At 62.4% G+C, this 17,445-nt stretch carries 13 protein-coding genes; 6 read left to right on the top strand and 7 right to left on the bottom strand.

The genetic code is table 11. From position 1 onward, the window contains the following. Positions 1-238: 238 nt before the first annotated feature. Positions 239-1,429, bottom strand: a complete 1,191-nt coding sequence (locus tag VHD36_05540; protein ID HVU86761.1) for an aminotransferase class I/II-fold pyridoxal phosphate-dependent enzyme — start codon at positions 1,427-1,429, stop codon at positions 239-241. 238 nt (positions 1,430-1,667) lie between these two features. Further along, a complete protein-coding gene (locus VHD36_05535) occupies positions 1,668-2,285 on the bottom strand; it encodes a Maf family protein (protein ID HVU86760.1) in 618 nt (205 codons plus the stop codon). A 122-nt stretch (positions 2,286-2,407) separates the two neighbouring features. Between VHD36_05535 and VHD36_05530 the strand changes: the two genes are divergently transcribed. After that, entirely contained in the window at positions 2,408-3,070 is a 663-nt protein-coding gene (locus VHD36_05530) for a DUF1361 domain-containing protein (protein ID HVU86759.1), read from the top strand. Between the two features lie 40 nt (positions 3,071-3,110). Further along, positions 3,111-3,797 carry an RluA family pseudouridine synthase gene (locus tag VHD36_05525; GenBank protein ID HVU86758.1) on the top strand — a complete coding sequence of 229 codons (687 nt, stop codon included), beginning with the start codon at positions 3,111-3,113 and terminating at the stop codon, positions 3,795-3,797. Between the two features lie 466 nt (positions 3,798-4,263). On the opposite strand, the gene trmB is transcribed toward VHD36_05525, so the two are convergent. The 3 genes from trmB to VHD36_05510 are packed head-to-tail and all read right to left on the bottom strand — an operon-like array spanning position 4,264 to position 6,320. Next, complete coding sequence (gene trmB, locus VHD36_05520; protein ID HVU86757.1) at positions 4,264-5,004, bottom strand: tRNA (guanosine(46)-N7)-methyltransferase TrmB; 741 nt, start codon at positions 5,002-5,004, stop codon at positions 4,264-4,266. Continuing rightward, positions 4,943-5,749, bottom strand: a complete 807-nt coding sequence (locus tag VHD36_05515; protein ID HVU86756.1) for a rhomboid family intramembrane serine protease — start codon at positions 5,747-5,749, stop codon at positions 4,943-4,945. The genes trmB and VHD36_05515 overlap by 62 nt, the downstream gene beginning before the upstream one ends. 34 nt (positions 5,750-5,783) lie before the next feature. Next, on the bottom strand, positions 5,784-6,320 hold the full coding sequence (locus tag VHD36_05510) for a 3-hydroxyacyl-ACP dehydratase FabZ family protein (protein ID HVU86755.1): 537 nt from the start codon (positions 6,318-6,320) through the stop codon (positions 5,784-5,786). A gap of 546 nt (positions 6,321-6,866) precedes the next feature. On the opposite strand from VHD36_05510, the gene VHD36_05505 reads away from it, so the two are divergent. Next, on the top strand, positions 6,867-7,193 hold the full coding sequence (locus VHD36_05505) for a hypothetical protein (GenBank protein HVU86754.1): 327 nt from the start codon (positions 6,867-6,869) through the stop codon (positions 7,191-7,193). A gap of 49 nt (positions 7,194-7,242) precedes the next feature. Here VHD36_05505 and uvrA read toward each other — a convergent pair whose 3' ends face one another. Then, positions 7,243-10,197, bottom strand: coding sequence for an excinuclease ABC subunit UvrA (gene uvrA / locus VHD36_05500; GenBank protein ID HVU86753.1), 2,955 nt, complete (start codon positions 10,195-10,197; stop codon positions 7,243-7,245). Positions 10,198-10,487: 290 nt separating this feature from the next. Between uvrA and VHD36_05495 the strand changes: the two genes are divergently transcribed. From VHD36_05495 to VHD36_05485, 3 genes are all read left to right on the top strand, one after another. After that, on the top strand, positions 10,488-10,880 hold the full coding sequence (locus VHD36_05495) for a BlaI/MecI/CopY family transcriptional regulator (GenBank protein ID HVU86752.1): 393 nt from the start codon (positions 10,488-10,490) through the stop codon (positions 10,878-10,880). Beyond that, the gene (locus VHD36_05490) at positions 10,877-14,449 is read left to right on the top strand and encodes a M56 family metallopeptidase (protein ID HVU86751.1); all 3,573 of its coding nucleotides are present in this window, start codon (positions 10,877-10,879) and stop codon (positions 14,447-14,449) included. The genes VHD36_05495 and VHD36_05490 overlap by 4 nt, the downstream gene beginning before the upstream one ends. Positions 14,450-14,853: 404 nt before the next feature. After that, entirely contained in the window at positions 14,854-15,693 is an 840-nt protein-coding gene (locus VHD36_05485) for a transglutaminase-like domain-containing protein (GenBank protein ID HVU86750.1), read from the top strand. Between the two features lie 27 nt (positions 15,694-15,720). On the opposite strand, the gene VHD36_05480 is transcribed toward VHD36_05485, so the two are convergent. Further along, positions 15,721-17,445 (bottom strand): alkaline phosphatase family protein (locus tag VHD36_05480; protein ID HVU86749.1); only part of this gene is annotated, 1,725 nt, incomplete at its 5' end.

The following is a 17,445-nucleotide window of genomic DNA, read 5'->3' as shown; positions in this document are numbered from 1 at the left end:
GTCTTTGGCCGACTAAGCCAACCCGGTCGATGAGTCTACACACCGCGCGAGGCTACGGAATGGTTGCGCCCGCGTTGAGAATGCAGAACTCAAATCGCATGACTTGATCCCTTATTTTGAATGTTCCAGGTCAGACGCGGATACTCGGCCCATTCTGGCCTTGAATCGTATATTCGCTCTGTTGCTGTCAGTCTAATCATGGATTGATGGGTGCGCATTGCTTCTTACTGTTTTCCGCTTATCGCGGCAGCCGCTCGCGCAGTTTCAAGAGCCGCTCGCCGGCGGCGTGCAATGTCTCGTCGCGCTTGGCGAACATGAACCGTACCTTGTTCGCTCCGCGCTCGCGCGGGGAGTAAAAACTGCTGCCGGGCACGGCCGAGACCCCCACGTTTTCGATCATCCAACGCACGAATTGCGTATCGTCCCAGCCGGTCGCGAAGGAGGCGATATCAGTCATCACGTAGTACGCCCCTTCGGGGGCTTGAAACTCAAAGCCGGCTTGCCGCAAGTAGCCTAGTAGTATGTCCCGCCCGCGTGCGTAATGATCGCGCAGCGAATCGTAGTACGACTGCGGCAGGGCCAGCGCCGCAGCGCCAGCCACTTGTAACGGATGCGGCGCGCCCACGGTGAGAAAATCGTGCGCCTTGCGTATTCCATCGGTGATGGCCGGCGGAGCGATGCAATATCCAAGCCGCCAGCCGGTCATGCTGAACGTTTTCGATAAGCCGCTGATCGTGACCGTGCGCTCGGCCATGCCCGGCAGCGTGGCGATGCTGGTGTGCGGCACGTCGCCATAGCGGATGTATTCGTAGATTTCGTCCGACAGTGCGAACGCGTTGAACTCCTGGCATAAGGCGGCAATCTGCGACAGCTCCTCGCGCGTGAAGACGCGGCCTGTCGGGTTGTTGGGCGTGTTGACGATCACGGCCTTGGTGCGCGGCGAAAACGCCGCGCGCAACTCGTCCGGATCGAAGCGCCAGTCCGGCGGACGCAGCGGCACCCACACCGGCCGGGCGCCGGTCAATTGCGCATCGGGCCCGTAGTTCTCGTAGAACGGCTGAAAGATGACGACCTCGTCCCCCTGGTCGATCAAGGCCAGCATCGTCGCCATCATGCACTCGGTCGCGCCGCAACAGACCGTGATGTGCGTATCGGCGTCGCACTCGATGCCGTTGAACGCCCGGGCCTTCGCGGCGATCGCCTGCCGTAGGGCCGGCACGCCCCAGGTGATCGAATACTGGTTATAGCCGTCGTGAATCGCGCGGCAGGCGGCGTCTTTGACTTCCTGCGGCGGATCGAAGTCGGGCATCCCCTGCCCCAGGTTGATCGCGCCGGCACGCACAGCCAGCCGCGTCATCTCGCGAATCACAGACTCGGTGAAGTACTGAACGCGCTGGGCGACAGGGCGCGGCGTGCTGGGGCGGAACATCGAGCGGCTATCGATCTCGAAAGCGAGGAATCTTGACAGGTCGAGGCAAACCGGGCCGTGTCATCTTTGTCGAGCCCCGGCCAGTAGGCAAGGGCATTCGGCGGTCTACCGAGTTGCAAAGTCTGTGGCCGGCGTCTGCGACCCCGGAAGTCACACCAGGACGTCCCGGCCTCACGGTCGACAAGCTGCCAGTGGCATCGCGCCGGCATGGGTCCAAGGCCTTGAAGCAGCGGCTTGGCTAAGACGCTTCGAGCGCGCTCAGCATCTCGGCGAGCAATTCCATCGGCAGCCCGACGACGTTCGTTTCGCTCCCTCGTTCGACGTGGACCCAATCTAGCCCGTCCTGATAGCCAAAGGCGCCCGCCTTTCCTTCCCAGGCGCCGCTGGCCACGATGTCGTCGATCTGCTGCTGGGAAAGCAGGTCCATGCGCAACGTCGTCTCGTCGACGCGCACGTTCGGCTCACCGGCCGGCACGTGCCAAATACACAAGCCGCTGTAGACGCGATGCCGGCGATTGGAAAGCATGTTCAGCATGCGCCGCGCATCGTCTTCGTCGCGCGGCTTGCCGAGCAATTGCCCCTGGCATTCGCAGATCGTGTCGCAGGCGATGATCACCGACGGGCCGACGCGCGTCGAAACGTCGGCCGCCTTTTGATACGCCAGCCGCGCGACCAGCTCGGGGGGCGTTTCCCCGCTGCACACGCCGCACTCGGCCGATTCGCTGGGCACCACGATCTCGAATTTATAGCCCGCCGCCGTCAGCAATTGCTTGCGCCGCGGCGAACCGCTGGCCAGGATCAGCTTTGCCGGGATCGACGCGGCGCGCGGAGAGCCGCCGGAATGTTGAGCACTCATCGGTACTTTCGGATAATGTTGTAACTATCCGGCGCGCGGGCAATAAAACCGGCCGCCGGAACGCGTTCGCGGTGAACTAGAGGCCGAACAGAGACGGAACAGGGGCACGAGGAATCAAGGCAATGCCGGTAGCTTACAATTTTGTGTCGCTGTCGGGCATGGGGTGGAATCTGTCCTTGGCGTTCATTCCGCTGGTGCTCGCCGGTCTGCTCTTTCGTCGCGGCAGCCGACTTGGGCCACTCGGTTGGTTGGGCGTGGCCGCGTTTATTCTCTTCCTGCCCAATGCGGCTTACGTCCTGACCGACGTGATTCAACTGGTGCGCCGCGTGCGCCAGCAGCCCTACGTCCCGGTATGGACAATCGCCCTGGTGCTGGTGCCGCAATATGCGGCTTTCATGATCGCCGGGTTTGAATGCCATGTGCTTTCGCTGTGCCGGGTGGGGGCGTATTTGCGCTCGCTGGGGCGCGCCAAATGGGTCGTGCCGGCCGAACTGGTGCTGAACTTCGCCGTCGCCATCGGGCTGTATCTCGGACGTTATCGGCGTTTCAACAGTTGGGACATCCTGCGCGATCCGTTGCGGCTGGGGACGCAGACCGCCGAAGACTTCATGAGCGCCATGCCGTGGTACGTCGTGTTGATCGCGTTTGGCGTGCTCGTGTTCCTGTATTACCTGGTGAAGTTCTTGAACTTTGCCGTGATCCGCGCGATCAAATCATCGCTGGCCCGCGGCGACGGCACCAGCGGTGGCCGCTCGTTCGGCCCCCTGTCGACGACGCCGCGTTAGCCCGTTTCCCTTCAGGTCTGCGCGAATTGCGCCCGTCGCCATGTCATCTGCTGCCTTGGAAGTTCTGTACGAAGACAACCATCTGTTGGCGCTCAATAAGCCGGCCGGCTTGCCCACGATGGGCGTGACGGCCGATCGCGAAAGCCTGCTCACGCGCGCGAAGGATTACATCAAGCAGCGCTATCAGAAGCCCGGCAACGTCTATTTGGGCGCCATGAGCCGGCTCGACGCGCCGGTCTCCGGCGTGCTGTTGTTTGCCCGCACTTCGAAAGCCGCGGCCCGCTTGACCGAGCAATTTCGTACTCGCGCGGTCGAGAAGCTCTATTGGGCGCTGGTGACGGGAGACGTCGCTCCACCGGCCGATCGGCTCATCGATTTTGTCCGCGCTGACGAGCGCCATCGCCGCATGCACCGCACCCGCGCCGATCAGCCCGGCGCCCAAGAGGCCCGGCTCACGTATCGCCGCATCACAAGCCTCGCGGCCGGCACACTCTTGGAAGTGGAACTGGAAACCGGGCGGAAGCACCAAATTCGCCTGCAACTATCCGGCCGCGGCTGGCCGATCCTCGGCGATCGAAAGTACGGCAGCCAGCAACCATTCGCCGACAGCATAGCCCTACACAGCCGCCGCCTGACGTTTATGCATCCCACGCGCGACGAGCGCATCGAACTCGTAGCCCCGCTCCCGGCCACTTGGCTGAAGCTGGGTGTGCGCGATTTGCGCTAACGCACCACACCGTGCCGTGCCATGCTTTTTCGGCGTAGCCGAATAAACATGCCGAAGCGCGAAGTGATGAGTGCTGAGCGATAAACGAAGGGAGGTACACCAGCCCGAAGCGCCAGCGAGGGTTCTTGATCGCGCGTAAAAGACCCTCGCTGGCGCTTCGGGCTGGTGTGAATGGTTCACCTCCAGCTTCGGTCAAATGCAAAATGATGAACGCAGAATGACGAACAAGAGCGAAGACGCCTAAAGCGCGCGTCAGCCAAAAGCCCCGCAGGGCGCCATCGTGTAGCCGTGGGTGTCAACCCACGGTTAGCGGCACAAAGAGCGCTCCGAAAGCCCCGAAGGGGCGACGTAAGCCCGACAAAGTAATGAACGATGAGTGCTAAGTGATGAGCCGAATGCTCTTCGCGTCACGGGGCCGTCCGACATCGCCCGTGCCCTCTTCCGTTCATCACTCATCACTCCGCAATCATCGCTTGCGAAACTCCGCCCGATAGACTTCCTGTCCGTGCAGCCGGGTACGGCGTTCGAAATGGGTGCGGTAATCGAGATCGTGTGCGGCTGGGCGCTCGGGCACGGCCAGCGGCCCATCGAGGCTCGTAAATTCGCGCACCGCTTCCAGCCCCGCGTGAAAGTATTCTTCCACGTCGGTCCAGAAGTGCAGGCTACCGCCCGCGCGCAGTGTGCGCTCGGCGTCGCGCAAGAACGATTCGTTCATCACGCGCCGCTTCTTGTGCCGCGCCTTCCACCAGGGGTCGGGAAAATAGACGTGTACGGCGGCCAGCGTTTCGCTCGGCAGAATTTCGCGGAACACGCGCAGCCCATCCCCCTGCACCATGCGCGCGTTGGCGAGCCCCGCGCGGGCCAAACGGGCCGCGGCAAACGACGCGTACTTTTGCGCGAGCTCAATGCCCAGGAAGTTGCGCCCCGGATGCTGCTGCGCGGCGCCCGCCAGGAACAGCCCCTTGCCGCTCCCCAGCTCGACCTCCAAGGGAGCTGCCTGCGCGAACACCGCGGCGTCATCCCACGGGTTTGGCAGCTCTTCGACCGTCCACAGCCAATCCGCGTACTCAAGCGCGGGATCAATTTTTCGTAACGCGCGGCGTCCCATGGTCCTCGTCAGGTATTTCCAGGCACAGCACAGCCGATCAAAGAGCGGGATGCTGATCTTCGGCGGTGTCGAATGGATACTCTTCGCGCGGCGGCTCATCGGGCATGCCGAAGCTTAACATTTGCATCAGCACCATGCCGGCGATGAACCCGCCCACGTGGGCCCACCAGGCGACATTGGCCGCGGCGAGCTTATTCTGCACCATCCGCGCGGCCCACAACTGCTCGAGGAACCAGACGCCCAGCACCACGAGCGCCGGCAGCTCGATCACGGTAAAGAAGATCACGAGAAACAACAGTGAATGCACCCGCGCAAACGGCCAGGTGATGACGTACGCTCCCAGCACGGCAGCCACGGCGCCGCTCGCGCCGATCACGGGCATACTGCTGTCGGGCTGCATATACCAATGACACAGACTGGCCAGGATGCCGCCGACCAGGTACAGCATCAAAAAGCCGAAATGGCCCAGACGGTCCTCGACATTGTCCCCGAATATCCATAAGAACCACATGTTGCCGATCATGTGCAGCCAGCCGCCGTGCAGGAACATGGCGGTGATGAACGACAGATAGATATCCGCGCGCTCGGGCGACAGGATGACCTGCACCACCTGTGGCGGAAAACCGGGCCGCGGCGGCACGTCGATCCGCACGGGAATGGCCTGCGGCACATTGATCTGCGCCACGCGCAGCGGGATGAAGCCGTGTTCGTAGGCGATCACGTTCTGCACGATCAGCGGCTGCCGCGACAGCCAGATGAGCGTCACGACGTTCACGACAATGATGAGATACGTGACGATCGGCACGCGTCGCGCCGGCACATCGTCACGAAAGGGAAAAAGCATTGTCGCTGCTCTTGCACACGCGCGGCGACGCGCGTCAACCGGAGCCCTTTTGCTGAGAGAACCGCGCGATTTCGGCCAGGCGGTCCATGGGCAAGGGGACGCCGCGAATCTCTCCTTCGCACACCATCGACTGGCGCACGAAACCCTGGAACCGCGACACCAGCATGGCTCCGCGGCGAATCTTCTTCAACTCGGCCACGATCACCAGCCGGTCGCCCGGCACCACCATGTCGCGAAAGCGCACTTCGTCCAGGCCGCCGAAGCCCAGGATCTCGCGCCCCATGAGATTGTGCTTGGTGGCGAAGTAGCAGCACAGTTGCGCAGCGGCCTCGCACATCAAGATCCCCGGCAGCACGGGCCTTCCCGGCATATGCCCGCGAATCCAGAATTCATGCTCGCCGTAATCGCGATACCCGACGCAGATCTTTCGCTCGACGTCCTCGTAAACGATGGCCGTGAGCTGCTCCATCTCGAACCGTTGCGGATTCCAGCGGCGGATCTCTTCGATATCCGCCAGGCAACGGCTCAAATCGTACGCCGAGAAGTCAAGAATCAAGTCCTTCGTCGACATGCTCCCACCCCAGACATTCGAAGACCGCTGGTCATGCACCGTTTCGCTCCTGGCACCCTCAGGCGCCCCGATGCGGTCGACATGACGAGTCGCATTCATCCGCGAATGCGACGGCCGAACACAATTGTCTTGGAAAGAGGAGGGCCGCGCCGGTAGCGCGCCCTGGCCGCACGAACTCAAACGCCGCTGGCCAACGAAACTACGTTTTGATGTGCTTGCGCTTGGCCTTGCGGGCTTTGCTGTTGGCAGGACGTGCGCCGTGATTGGCTTTCTTCAGTTGACGATGCGGCTTGGCCATGCGAGTTCTCCGGTCTAACGATTTCCCTGATACGCCGGACGGCGGGCTGAGCAGCCAAGGACGCGCGTCCACGCTTGATAGCGGCAATTTAAGGCCCGACCGTGCATGCGTCGGGGCACAAGGCGCGGCAGCGCTTGCACCGTGCCACGCCGGAATTTCCGCTTAAGTTCTCCATAGGCTATCATGCTTTTGCCAGCCTGAAAAGACACGTCTGGCGAACGATAATGCTAGTAGTACAAAGGGCTTTCATGTTCCAGGCAACATTGACCCGCGGCGAGCGTGCGACGGTGAATTCGTCGCCGCGCGTCGGAAATTCTCGCGCGACAAATTTCCGCCAATTTGCCGGCATAACGATCTTGCTGGCCGTGGTCTGTAGCGCCGGTTGCGGCGTTCGTCGCTCGGACCTGGGCGAAATCGTCACGGAATTTCCTGATGGACCGGCCGCGAAAGCCACCGGTACGCAAGAACCGTCCACGGCGAGCCCCGCCGAGGAGGGCGGCGCGGCTCGGTCTCCGTCAGGCAATGACGACAAGAGACCCGCTGACGAGGCGCCAGCGGCCGATGTGCCGAAGTAACTCGCTTGCGCGTCGGCGGCCCGTTGCGGCAGGCGATCGCGCCAAAGCCTCATGCCGATTTCCCTTTGCGGTCCTTAGCTAGCGCCTGGGCCAGGTAACGGCCGGTGATCGACTGCGGATTCCGCGAAACGAATTCCGGCGTCCCCTGCGCGACAACACGTCCTCCTTCGGCCGCCGCGCCCGGCCCCAAGTCGATGATATAGTCGGCCGCCTTCATCACCTGCAGATTGTGCTCGACGACGATTAGCGAATGCCCCACGGCCAACAGCGCCTCGAAGCAATCGAGCAGTTGCACGATATCGAAAAAGTGCAAACCGGTCGTCGGCTCGTCGAGAATGAACAACGTCCGCGACCGCCGCGCCGAGGACATATATCCGGCCAGCTTCAGCCGCTGCGCTTCGCCGCCGGAAAGCGTGTTGGCCGGCTGCCCCAGGCGCAGATAGTCGAGCCCCACGTCGATCAGCTTTTTCAAGGCCGTCTGCACCTTGGGGCTGCCGCGAAAGAACGTGAACGCCTCGCGGACGGTCATCTCCAACACGTCGGCAATGTTCCGGCCGCGATAGGTAACGTCGAGGATTTCCTGCCGGTAGCGCCGCCCGTGGCACTGACCGCACTTCATATAGACGTCGGCCAGGAATTGCATGTCGATCTGGATGTAGCCGTCGCCGTTGCACGCCGCACAGCGGCCCCCTTCGACGTTGAAGCTGAAATGGCTGGCCGTGTAGTTGCGCGTGCGCGCTTCGAGCGTGTCGGCGAACACGTTGCGGATTTCGTCGAACGCCTTGATGTACGTCACGGGGTTCGAACGCGGCGAGCGCCCGATCGGGCTTTGATCGACCAGGATCACGTCGTTGATCTGCCCATCGCCGAAAACATCATCGCACGGGGCGGGAGCCGGGGCTTCCTTGCGCATCCGCCGGCATAGCGCCGGGTAGAGCGTGTCTTCGACCAGCGTGCTTTTACCCGCCCCGCTGACGCCCGTCACGACACACAACACGCCGAGTGGAAAATCGAGCGACAGGTTTTGCAGGTTGTTGCCCCGCGCGCCAGCCAGTCGGATCCACCCGTGATTCGGCGCACGGCGTTTCTCGGGCGTGTGAAACATTCGCCGGCCAGACAAGTAGTCGCCCGTCAGGCTGGTGGTGCTCTCTTCCATCTCGCGCGGCGTGCCCTGAAAGACGACGCGGCCGCCCCGCTCGCCGGCGGCTGGCCCGATCTCGACCACCATGTCGGCGGCGCGGATCATTTCCTCTTCGTGCTCGACGACAATCACGGTGTTACCGCGATCGCGAAGCCCTGTGATGGCCTTCACCAGCCGCGCCGTGTCTTGCATGTGCAGCCCGACCGAAGGTTCGTCGAGCACGTACAGCATGTTGACCAGGTTCGAGCCCAGGGCCGAGGTCAGGGCCACGCGCTGCGACTCTCCGCCCGAGAGCGTGCGCAGCGTGCGGTCGAGCGTCAGATAACCGAGCCCCACGGTGCATAGAAAAACGAGCCGGGCCTGCACCTGCTCGAGCATCGTGCGGCCGACCGCGCGCTCCCAATCGGAAAGGGGCAACTGCCGAACAAACGGCTCGGCTTCGTCGACCGGCATCGCGCAGATCTCGGCGATATTCTTGCCGCCGATGCGCACCGCCAAGGCCTCGGGCCGCAGCCGCGCGCCACCGCACGCCGGGCAAGGCCGATAGCTACGCCACCGACTCAGGAACACGCGCACGTGCATCTTGTACTTGCGCCGTTCGAGCCAGGCGAAAAAGCCGCGCAATCCGCCGAACTCGCGCTCGGGCACACCTTCGAGGATTAACCGCCGCTGCTCGTCGTTCAACTCGGCGAAGGGCACATCGATCGGCAGCTTGTAATCCTTGGCCAGCGCCACCAACTCGTCACGCTCGTGCGCGTAGGCCGGCGTATTCCACGGCGCGATCGCCCCCTCGCGGATCGTCTTCTGCTTATCGGGCACGACCAGGTCCATGTCGATATCCACGACGTTGCCAAAACCCTCGCACTCGGGGCACGCGCCCAGTGGGCTGTTGAAGCTGAAGAGCCGGGGGTCGGGCTGCGGATATTCCAGGCCGCAGTCGTCGCACACCAGCCGCGTGTTGCGTTTCACGCGACGCCAGGCCCGACCATCGATCTCGATGGAGGCGCCACCGAGGTCGGCGGCGGCCGCGGCGGTTTCTTCGACGTATAGCACGGCCTGGCCACGTCCTTTGTCGAAGGCGGCTTCCAGGCTGTCTCGCAATCGCTCGTCCGCGGTGCTGCCCGCGGTGAGCCGATCGATAATCACTTGCCAATCGGCGGTCGCAGGCGCAGGCGTTTCCTTCGGCTCGGCCTCTCCGGCTTCTTGCTCTATCGCAGCAGTCGCTTCTTCAGCCGGCTCAGCAAACAGTGGCAGCACGGCGGCGGTTTCGGCCGCGGCCGCTTGCGCTGCCAGGTTCGGCAGCTCGACCATCTGCGAATCGACGATCGCGCGGACGAATCCCTCTTCAACGATCCGCGCTGCCAGGTCCGCGGGCGCGACCGACGCCGGATGCGGCCAGGGAAAGGCGACCATGTAGCGCGTTCCGGCCGGCAGCCGTGCGAGTTCAGCGGCCACGCTCTGCGGCGCGTGCCGCACCACTTCGCGGCCGCATTGTCGGCAGAAGACACGGCCAACCCGGGCCAAGAGCAGGCGCAGATAATCGTACGCCTCGGTCGAAGTGCCCACCGTCGCGCGACTCGAGCGGGCGGTGTTCGAGGCGGCCACGGCGATGGCCGGCGAGATACCGTCGATCCGCTGGGCCGCCGGTTTTTCCAGCCGTTCGAGAAACTGCCGCGTGTAGGCCGAAAAGCTCTCGATGTAGCGACGCTGCCCTTCGGCATAAATCGTGTCGAAGGCCAGGCTGCTTTTGCCGCTGCCGCTGACGCCGCAGAAGACGATCAACTTCCGATGCGGCAGATCGAGATCGATCCCCTGCAGGTTGTGTACCTCGACGCCGCGCAACGAGATCAGCCGCTCGCTCACCTACAGTTCTCCCTGTCGGCCCCGGGATGTAGTAACGCAATCTCTCATGATAGCTCCGGCCGCCAGGGCAGCAAAGATGCAGGCGAGACGCCTGCACCACAAGATGCCGACGCGAAACATGTTGTGGTGCGGCCGTCTCGGCTGCACAGTCCTCTCAACATCATCGACTGAAAGGTCGTGGCGGTCGTGGATCGGAGAACGACGCTGACAAGAATGTCAGCAGCATTTTTCTTGACTATCGCGATAGTCGGCGATAACGTGACTACCAAGATAGTCAAAGGAGATTCGTTATGCCCCCCAAGGAAGCACTCGGCCCGCTCGAGCTCGACGTGCTGCAATACGTCGGCGACCACCATCCGATTTCGGTGCGCGAGGTTGCCGAACATTTCGCCGAAACGACCGGCCGGGCCCGCACGACGTTATTGACCACGATGGAACGCCTGCGTGCCAAAGGCTTCCTGCGGCGCCGCAAGGTCGATGGCTTGCACCTGTACTGCCCGACCGTCGGCAAGGCCGAGTTGCTGCGCGGCCTGGTGGCCGAGTTTGTGGACGCGTCGTTGGGCGGGGCCGTCTCGCCGTTCGTCGCGTATCTGTCGCAGTCGTCGCTGCTCACGCCGGCCGAAGCCCGCGAGATCGAAGAACTGCTCAAACGCCTCGAAGCGCGCGAAAAGGAGGGAACATGATCCCTGCCTGGAATGAACTGGCGGACGTTTGGTCGGCGGCGATCGTGCGCGCGTCGTGGCAGGGAGGGCTCGCCATCGCCATTGCCTGGGCGGTGCAGCGATGGTGGACCACGCTGTCGCCGCGGGTGGTGTGCTGGATCTGGCGCGTGGCTTGTCTGAAGCTGCTGGTAGCGCTCGTCTGGAGCCAGCCGGTTCTGCTTGCGCTGTTACCGGCACAAGTGCGCGAAGCGCCGCCGCCGGTATCTCGATTCGAACCGATCGAGCCCTTCGACGTGCAACCGCTTGCAGGCGCACCCAAAGTCGAATGGTCACCCGCACAGCCTGCCCCGCAAACAAACCCGCTGAGCGTCACGGCGATCCTGTTGTCGATCTGGCTGGCTGGTGTGAGCTATTGCGTCCTTCGCGGATGGCGGCAATGGCACGCAGCGCGGCGCTTGACAACTGCCGCGAATCTCGACAGCAGCTCGCGATTATCCCAACTTTGCGCCGAGGAAGCGGCGCGGCTGGGCACTCATCGAGTGCCGGAATTGCGGCGGTTATCATCAGTCGGCAGCCCGATTCTTGTCGGAGTGTGGCATCCGACGATCATTGTTCCCCAGCGCACCGAGGAGGCCTTCGACGAGCCCGAGCTGCGCATGATGCTGGCGCATGAACTGGCTCATCTTGCGCGGCACGACCTGGCCTGGAACTGGCTGCCCACCGTCGCGAGTTGGCTGTTTTTCTTTCATCCGCTGGTGTGGCTCATGATGCGCCGCTGGTCCGAGGCGCAAGAGGCGGCCTGCGACGAGCTGGTCATTCAGCGGCGCGTGGCGCAGCCGGCGGCGTATGGCCGGCTGCTATTGAAGTTGGCATCGCTGGCGTCGTCCGAGACGCAACCCAGCTTAGCAACGGCCGGTGTACTGGGGGCGTATCGAAACCTCGAGCGGCGAGTTCGAACAATCGCCCGGGTCAAGTCGTTTTCGCGCCGGCGCATTACCGTTGCCGCGTTTCTGCTGCTGCTAACCGGAACGGTCGCTATTGTTCCCTGGCGGCTCGTCGCGCAGGACGCACCTCCCAAACGGCGTGACATATCCGCCCTCGAGGCGATTCAAGGCACGTGGACGTGCGTAGCGTCCGTAGAAGAGGGAAAAACATATAAAGCGCCCCCGATCATTTGGGTCGTCGCGGATGACAAAATAACGATTCTCTTCGAAGGGAAAAAACAACACACGGGAACCGTAAAGCTGGATTCGTCTGTGAATCCGCCCACGATTGAGATGAAGTTAAAGGGAGAGACCGCGGCCAATGCAGACGCAGACACGCTCGGCATCTACAAACTGGAAAACAACAAGCTGACCGTCTGCGTGGGTGTCGGCAGTGCCAAGAACAAGCGACCGAAGACGTTTGCTTACAGTAAGGACTTTCCAACGTCCTCGGTCGTCTTGGAACGACAGGCAGAGGCCGATAAGCGAACAGAGGAAAAATCGCCAGACGAGGCGACAGGCACAAAGGCCGAGCGCGCCCTCAATCGACTGCAGGAACTCGGCACGTCTCCGGCGAATCGCAAGCAGATCGGCATTGATCTCGCGTGGAAGGGGACCGACGACGATCTGAAATTGATCAATGACCTGCCAGAACTCGAGTGGCTGCATCTCGATTTCGAAAAGCCTGTCGGCACGGATGGGCTGAAACAATTGAAGTTCACTCATGCGATCCCGTACTTGAACCTCGATGCGCTTTCGGACGAAGTGCTCGCAAAAGTGGACCGGCTTCCACCCTCTACGGTTTTAGCTCTGCCGCGCTATAGACTATCGGACCACGGATTCAAGAGGTTGGCGGAGTTGGCCGTTGGTATCGAGCGGTTAGAAATCCCGACACCGTACCTTGCCACCTTTGCTGAAAAAGGCATCACCGATCAAGGCTTGGGCAGCATTGCTCGGATCCAGAGTCTGAAAAGCCTGCAGCTCTACGATGCAGGGATCAGTGACGATGCGCTGGCAGCGCTATCGGGGCTCGACAAACTCGACACACTGGAGCTGATCCAATGCTGGAAGATTCGCGGACCGGGCTATGCCAACCTGGCCGGCGTGAAATCATTGCGTTCGTTGACGGCCTATGCGATGACGATCGACGATGCGGCCGTGGACGCACTTGCGAAACTGAAGCAGCTGACAACGCTGAACCTGCAACCAGTTGAAACATTGTCCAACAAAAGCATCGAGCGTCTGCAGTCAGCACTGCCGAAAACGAAGGTGACGATTCTCGCGTACGAAGATCGTTTTGCCAATTTCGCTGTAATACAAGCCGATGATGACAACACCAAGAAGATCCATGTCGAGGCGATCAACACCGAACAAGAGACGGTCGAAAACGGTCGACGTCTTCGCGCTGACGGACTGGTAAACGATGCGCAGAAATGGATCGCCCGGCACGAATTCTCGCGCGCGAAATCCGACTACGAAGAGGCGCTGCGCCATTGCCCACCGGCCGGCGAACTTCGCAACCTGGTGGCGTGCAATCTGGCCTGGCTGCTGGCCACCTGTCCGGATGACAAGATTCGCGATGGCCAGCGCGCCGTGGAACTGGCGCGCACGTCGTGCGAAGGTTTGGGCTGGAAAGGACCGCAAGCCGCGGAAGCCATCGATACACTCGCAGCCGCCAGCGCCGAGGTCGGCAATTTCGAAGCTGCCATCAAGTGGCAAACCATGGCCATGAAGCTAGCTGCGGAAAAGAAGCAATTTCAAATCGGGGCCGAACAGCGGCTGAAGCTGTACGAACAAAACAAGCCGTATCGCGATATGCCGCAGCCCGCTGCCCCGCCAGAAGATCGCGGCGCAAAACAGGGGCAGAAGCTTACCTTCACGCCTGACCCGGATCGCCCGACAGCGCCCGCGGCCACCAAAGAGAGTCAGGATGTCGGCGCTCAGAAGCCTGCCGCGAGCGACGCCGACCTGTCCGACGGCCACACGGTCCAATACACCGAAACGCGCACAAATCGACTACCCGACGGCCGCAAGGTGCAAGGATTGATCCGGCGCGTAAAGGTGCTCGGTCGATATCGCCAGCGCGAGGAGATGCAGCACACGCCGGGCGATCAACCGGAGAGCGGTGACACAAGCTCCTACGTCCAGATCACGGACGCGAAGAAGGGAGTCTTGTTAACGCTCGACCCCAACGACAAGACCTATGAATATGTCAAGCAAATCCTCGGTATCAACGACGCCGGTGAAGTTGTCGAATCGAAACCCGAGCCACAGCCGCAAATCGACTATTACGGCCGTATGCGCGACGTGCCGGTCGCAACCGCAATGAAGCTACCAGACCGCTACATTGACGGCAAAGTCGCAAACGGTTACGAGGTGATCTCGAAGGCAGAGCGTGCGGCCGGAATCGACACCTGGACGCGCCGGTACTGGCTGGATCCGCAAACGAAGCTGCCCGTGCGGATCGAGGTCTCGCTGCGCGGCACCAATCCGGGCCATGCCGAGTCCGATTGGGTCCAAAGCGACATCATTTTCGATCGGCCGCTAGACGCCGAGCTTTTCAGTACGGAACCGCCGGCCGGCTACAAAGAGCGGCCCGAGCGCTGAGCCGCCGGGCCATTTCCCTCGGCCGTTCTCCATGATTCGCCACACCCGCACTGTCGTTGGGCTTCCGTGGCGCGGTATCATGTCGTTGCCATGCGGTCTGAGCCGTCACCAGCCACGTTGTTGATTGCGTGCGCCGTCGGCGCCTTGTGGGTGGGCTGTATAGTGCTCATCGGTTCGAGCCCTGGACTTGGCGGACGAGGCCATGTCCTCGTGGCGGCGGTGCTTGTCGGTATCAGTGCGGCCATACATCGGCTCCTCAGGCGAGAGGAGAATGGTTGGGTCATCGCTGTGGGGCTGGCACCAGTCGTCGCGACAGGCGCCCTACTTATCGTCGCGGTTCTGGTGCGTCTGGAATTTATCGGATTCGAACAGTTCCCTTAGCGGACTTTCCTTCACCCGTCTTCATGTCTTCGCCCTTCTCCGACAATCCGCAGTTCGCCTGCCTGCTCGCCGGTCGCGAAGACCAGGTCGATCTCGTGCGGCTCATGCTGGAGTTTGCCACGGACGAATATCCAGCGCTCGACGTGCAAGGGCCGCTCACCGAACTGGCCCGGCTGGGCCAGGCGGCCCAAGAAGCGGTCGCAGAATCAGGCCGCGAGGCTACCGAGCGACTGCAAGCCGTCAGCGAACTCTTGTATGGGCAGGAGGGATTTCGCGGCAACCACGATGCGTACTACGATCCGCGCAATAGCTACCTCAATGAAGTGCTCGAGCGTCGCTTGGGTATTCCGATTTCGCTGGCCATCGTCTACACGGCTGTCGGCCGGCAGGCGGGGCTCGACCTGTTCGGCGTGGGCTCGCCCGGCCATTTCATGGTGGGCTGCCACGACGGCGGCCGCACGCTGTACGTCGATCCTTTCGACGCCGGCACGGTTCTCGACGAACAAGCGTGCCGCGAGCGCATCGAGCGCGTGCTGGGCCAGCAGAATGTCTTGTCGAGCGAGCACCTGCGCGCCGCCACGCCGCGCGAGATCGCGGCCCGCGTGCTGCGGAATTTGAAGGCGGCCTATGCCATGCGCGATTCCTGGCCCGAGGCCCTGCCGATTCAACTGCGGCTCGTCGCGCTACTGCCCGAGCTGCCGGACGAGCGGCGCGACCTGGGGCTGATCTATTTGCGCAACAGCGATCCGCATCCAGCGGCAAAGCTTCTCGAGGAATATATCGACAAAGCGCCGCCGGCCGACGCCGAAGCGGTGCTTCCCTTCTTGAAATCGGCGCGTCGCATGGTCGCTGAGAGAAATTAGCTCATCCACTGCGCCGTGCGAATCGAATCACCGTTCAACCGCGCCCCGATACGCAATCGCCCGGCGGACGGCCGGCGGCAGCGGGGCGTTCTCGCCTTTCACCGCGTACCACAGGACTTCGTTCAACTCGAAATCGTTCACGCGATCGTACTCGCTGAAGTCCATCTTGCTCGAACGCTCGGCCCCGTACGACAGCGCCGTGTTCTTCAGGTTCAAGTCGTAGCGCGCCGGCACGTGCGTATACGCGGTCGGGTCGGCCTTGTCCGTGAACGAGCCGTACATCGGGTTCGCCGCCGCGTCGTACTGGCTCAAGGGCGACAGCCCCAGGATCAGTTCCATCGTCCGCAGCATGCTCACCGTCGTGTATTGCGTGCTGTCGAGGTGCTTGCGCTTGGTGTAGGGGCTGATTACCAGGCCGATCGTGCGATGAGCATCGACGTGGTCGGGCCCATTCTGCGCGTCGTCCTCGATGACGAAGATCGCCGTCTCGGGCCAGTATTTGCTATGCGAGACGGCATTGACCAATTGCCCCAACGCCAGGTCATTGCTGGCCACGCACGATTGCGGCGTGAACGCGCCGGGCGTCGTGCCCGAGGTGTGATCCTCGCCCAGGCTCATGACGATGAAATTCGGCAGGTTGCCCTGCTTTTCGAATTCACGGAACTCGCGCAAGAACGTCTCGACGTTGTCGGTGTCGCGCGACCGCTGTCCCGGCACCTTGGGCACGCCGTAATCGGGGCACATGTGGCCCGCCAGGCCCGGCACCGCCCCTTCGACGCGTACCGAACCGTCGGGCTGGCTCACGCGGCGGCCATATTCGCCGTAGCTGCGATAGGTCAGCCCGGCCCTCGCGCAGGCATCCCAGATGTAGCCGCTGGGTGCATTGGACAAATCCCCCTCGTCGTCGTCCTCGACCCCTTCACGCCCGGAATAAGTCAGCGTCCAATCGCGCGCGACGTAGTCGGTGTTGTACGCCATCGTCGACCAGGGATGACCGTCACGCGACACCTGACCGTTGCAATAAAGGTTGTCCAGCAGCACGAACTCGCGCGCCAGTTGATGATGGTTGGGCGTGATCTCCTCGCCGAACATGACGAGCGACGGATCGGCGTTCGAGGCCGGCATGTCGCCGAAGACCTGGTCGTAGGTGCGATTCTCCTTGATGATGTAAATCACGTGCTTGATCGGCGAGGGATCGCCGACCTTGGTGGGCACGGCGGTCTTCGTCTCGCTGGGTGTGCCGGCCAACAGCTTGTCGGAATAAGGGCAGTTCTTGTACACGCGCTCGGTGTATGCGGCCAGGTCGTCGTCATCGTCGGGAATCGGGATGATGGATAGCGCGCCCGAGAGTGTCGTCCCGATGTAGGGAAACGGCAAACCGCGCCGCGCGATCTGGTCTTTGTCTTTGGGTTCCAGTTGCGCAGGGATCGGGTTTGGCTTGGTCTGATTTCCCTTGCCGATGCCGACGAGCAGGTTCTTGCCATCCGGCGTCACGGCCACGGCCGTCGGATACCAGCCTGTAGGAATCATCCCTTTGACGCCGCTCTCGTTTGGCTCCTCGATGTCGACGACGACAATGCAGTTATTGTCGGCATTGGCGACGAACAGCGTTTCGCCGTCGGGCGAGACGGCCACGGCGTCCGGCGTGCTCCCCTCGGGCGCTTTCGGGAAAAGCGTCGTCATGATCGTCTCGGTCACCACGCCGCGCCGCGTGTCGATCACCGACACGCAGTTACTCGAGGCGCAACTGAC

The organism is Pirellulales bacterium (assembly GCA_035546535.1).
Lineage (GTDB): Bacteria > Planctomycetota > Planctomycetia > Pirellulales > JACPPG01 > JACPPG01.
Note: the sequence above shows the minus strand (reverse complement) of the source record. Positions and strands in the feature narration are given on the sequence as shown.

Bases quoted from the DNA above. Each gene is read 5' to 3' on its own strand.
- VHD36_05530 (HVU86759.1), top strand. From the start codon at position 2,408: ATGCCGGTAGCTTACAATTTTGTGTCGCTGTCGGGCATGGGGTGGAAT.
- VHD36_05510 (HVU86755.1), bottom strand. From the start codon at position 6,320: ATGTCGACGAAGGACTTGATTCTTGACTTCTCGGCGTACGATTTGAGC.
- trmB (HVU86757.1), bottom strand. From the start codon at position 5,004: ATGAGCCGCCGCGCGAAGAGTATCCATTCGACACCGCCGAAGATCAGC.
- VHD36_05525 (HVU86758.1), top strand. From the start codon at position 3,111: ATGTCATCTGCTGCCTTGGAAGTTCTGTACGAAGACAACCATCTGTTG.
- VHD36_05495 (HVU86752.1), top strand. From the start codon at position 10,488: ATGCCCCCCAAGGAAGCACTCGGCCCGCTCGAGCTCGACGTGCTGCAA.
- VHD36_05490 (HVU86751.1), top strand. From the start codon at position 10,877: ATGATCCCTGCCTGGAATGAACTGGCGGACGTTTGGTCGGCGGCGATC.
- VHD36_05515 (HVU86756.1), bottom strand. From the start codon at position 5,749: ATGCTTTTTCCCTTTCGTGACGATGTGCCGGCGCGACGCGTGCCGATC.
- VHD36_05485 (HVU86750.1), top strand. From the start codon at position 14,854: ATGTCTTCGCCCTTCTCCGACAATCCGCAGTTCGCCTGCCTGCTCGCC.
- VHD36_05535 (HVU86760.1), bottom strand. From the start codon at position 2,285: ATGAGTGCTCAACATTCCGGCGGCTCTCCGCGCGCCGCGTCGATCCCG.
- VHD36_05540 (HVU86761.1), bottom strand. From the start codon at position 1,429: ATGTTCCGCCCCAGCACGCCGCGCCCTGTCGCCCAGCGCGTTCAGTAC.
- VHD36_05505 (HVU86754.1), top strand. From the start codon at position 6,867: ATGTTCCAGGCAACATTGACCCGCGGCGAGCGTGCGACGGTGAATTCG.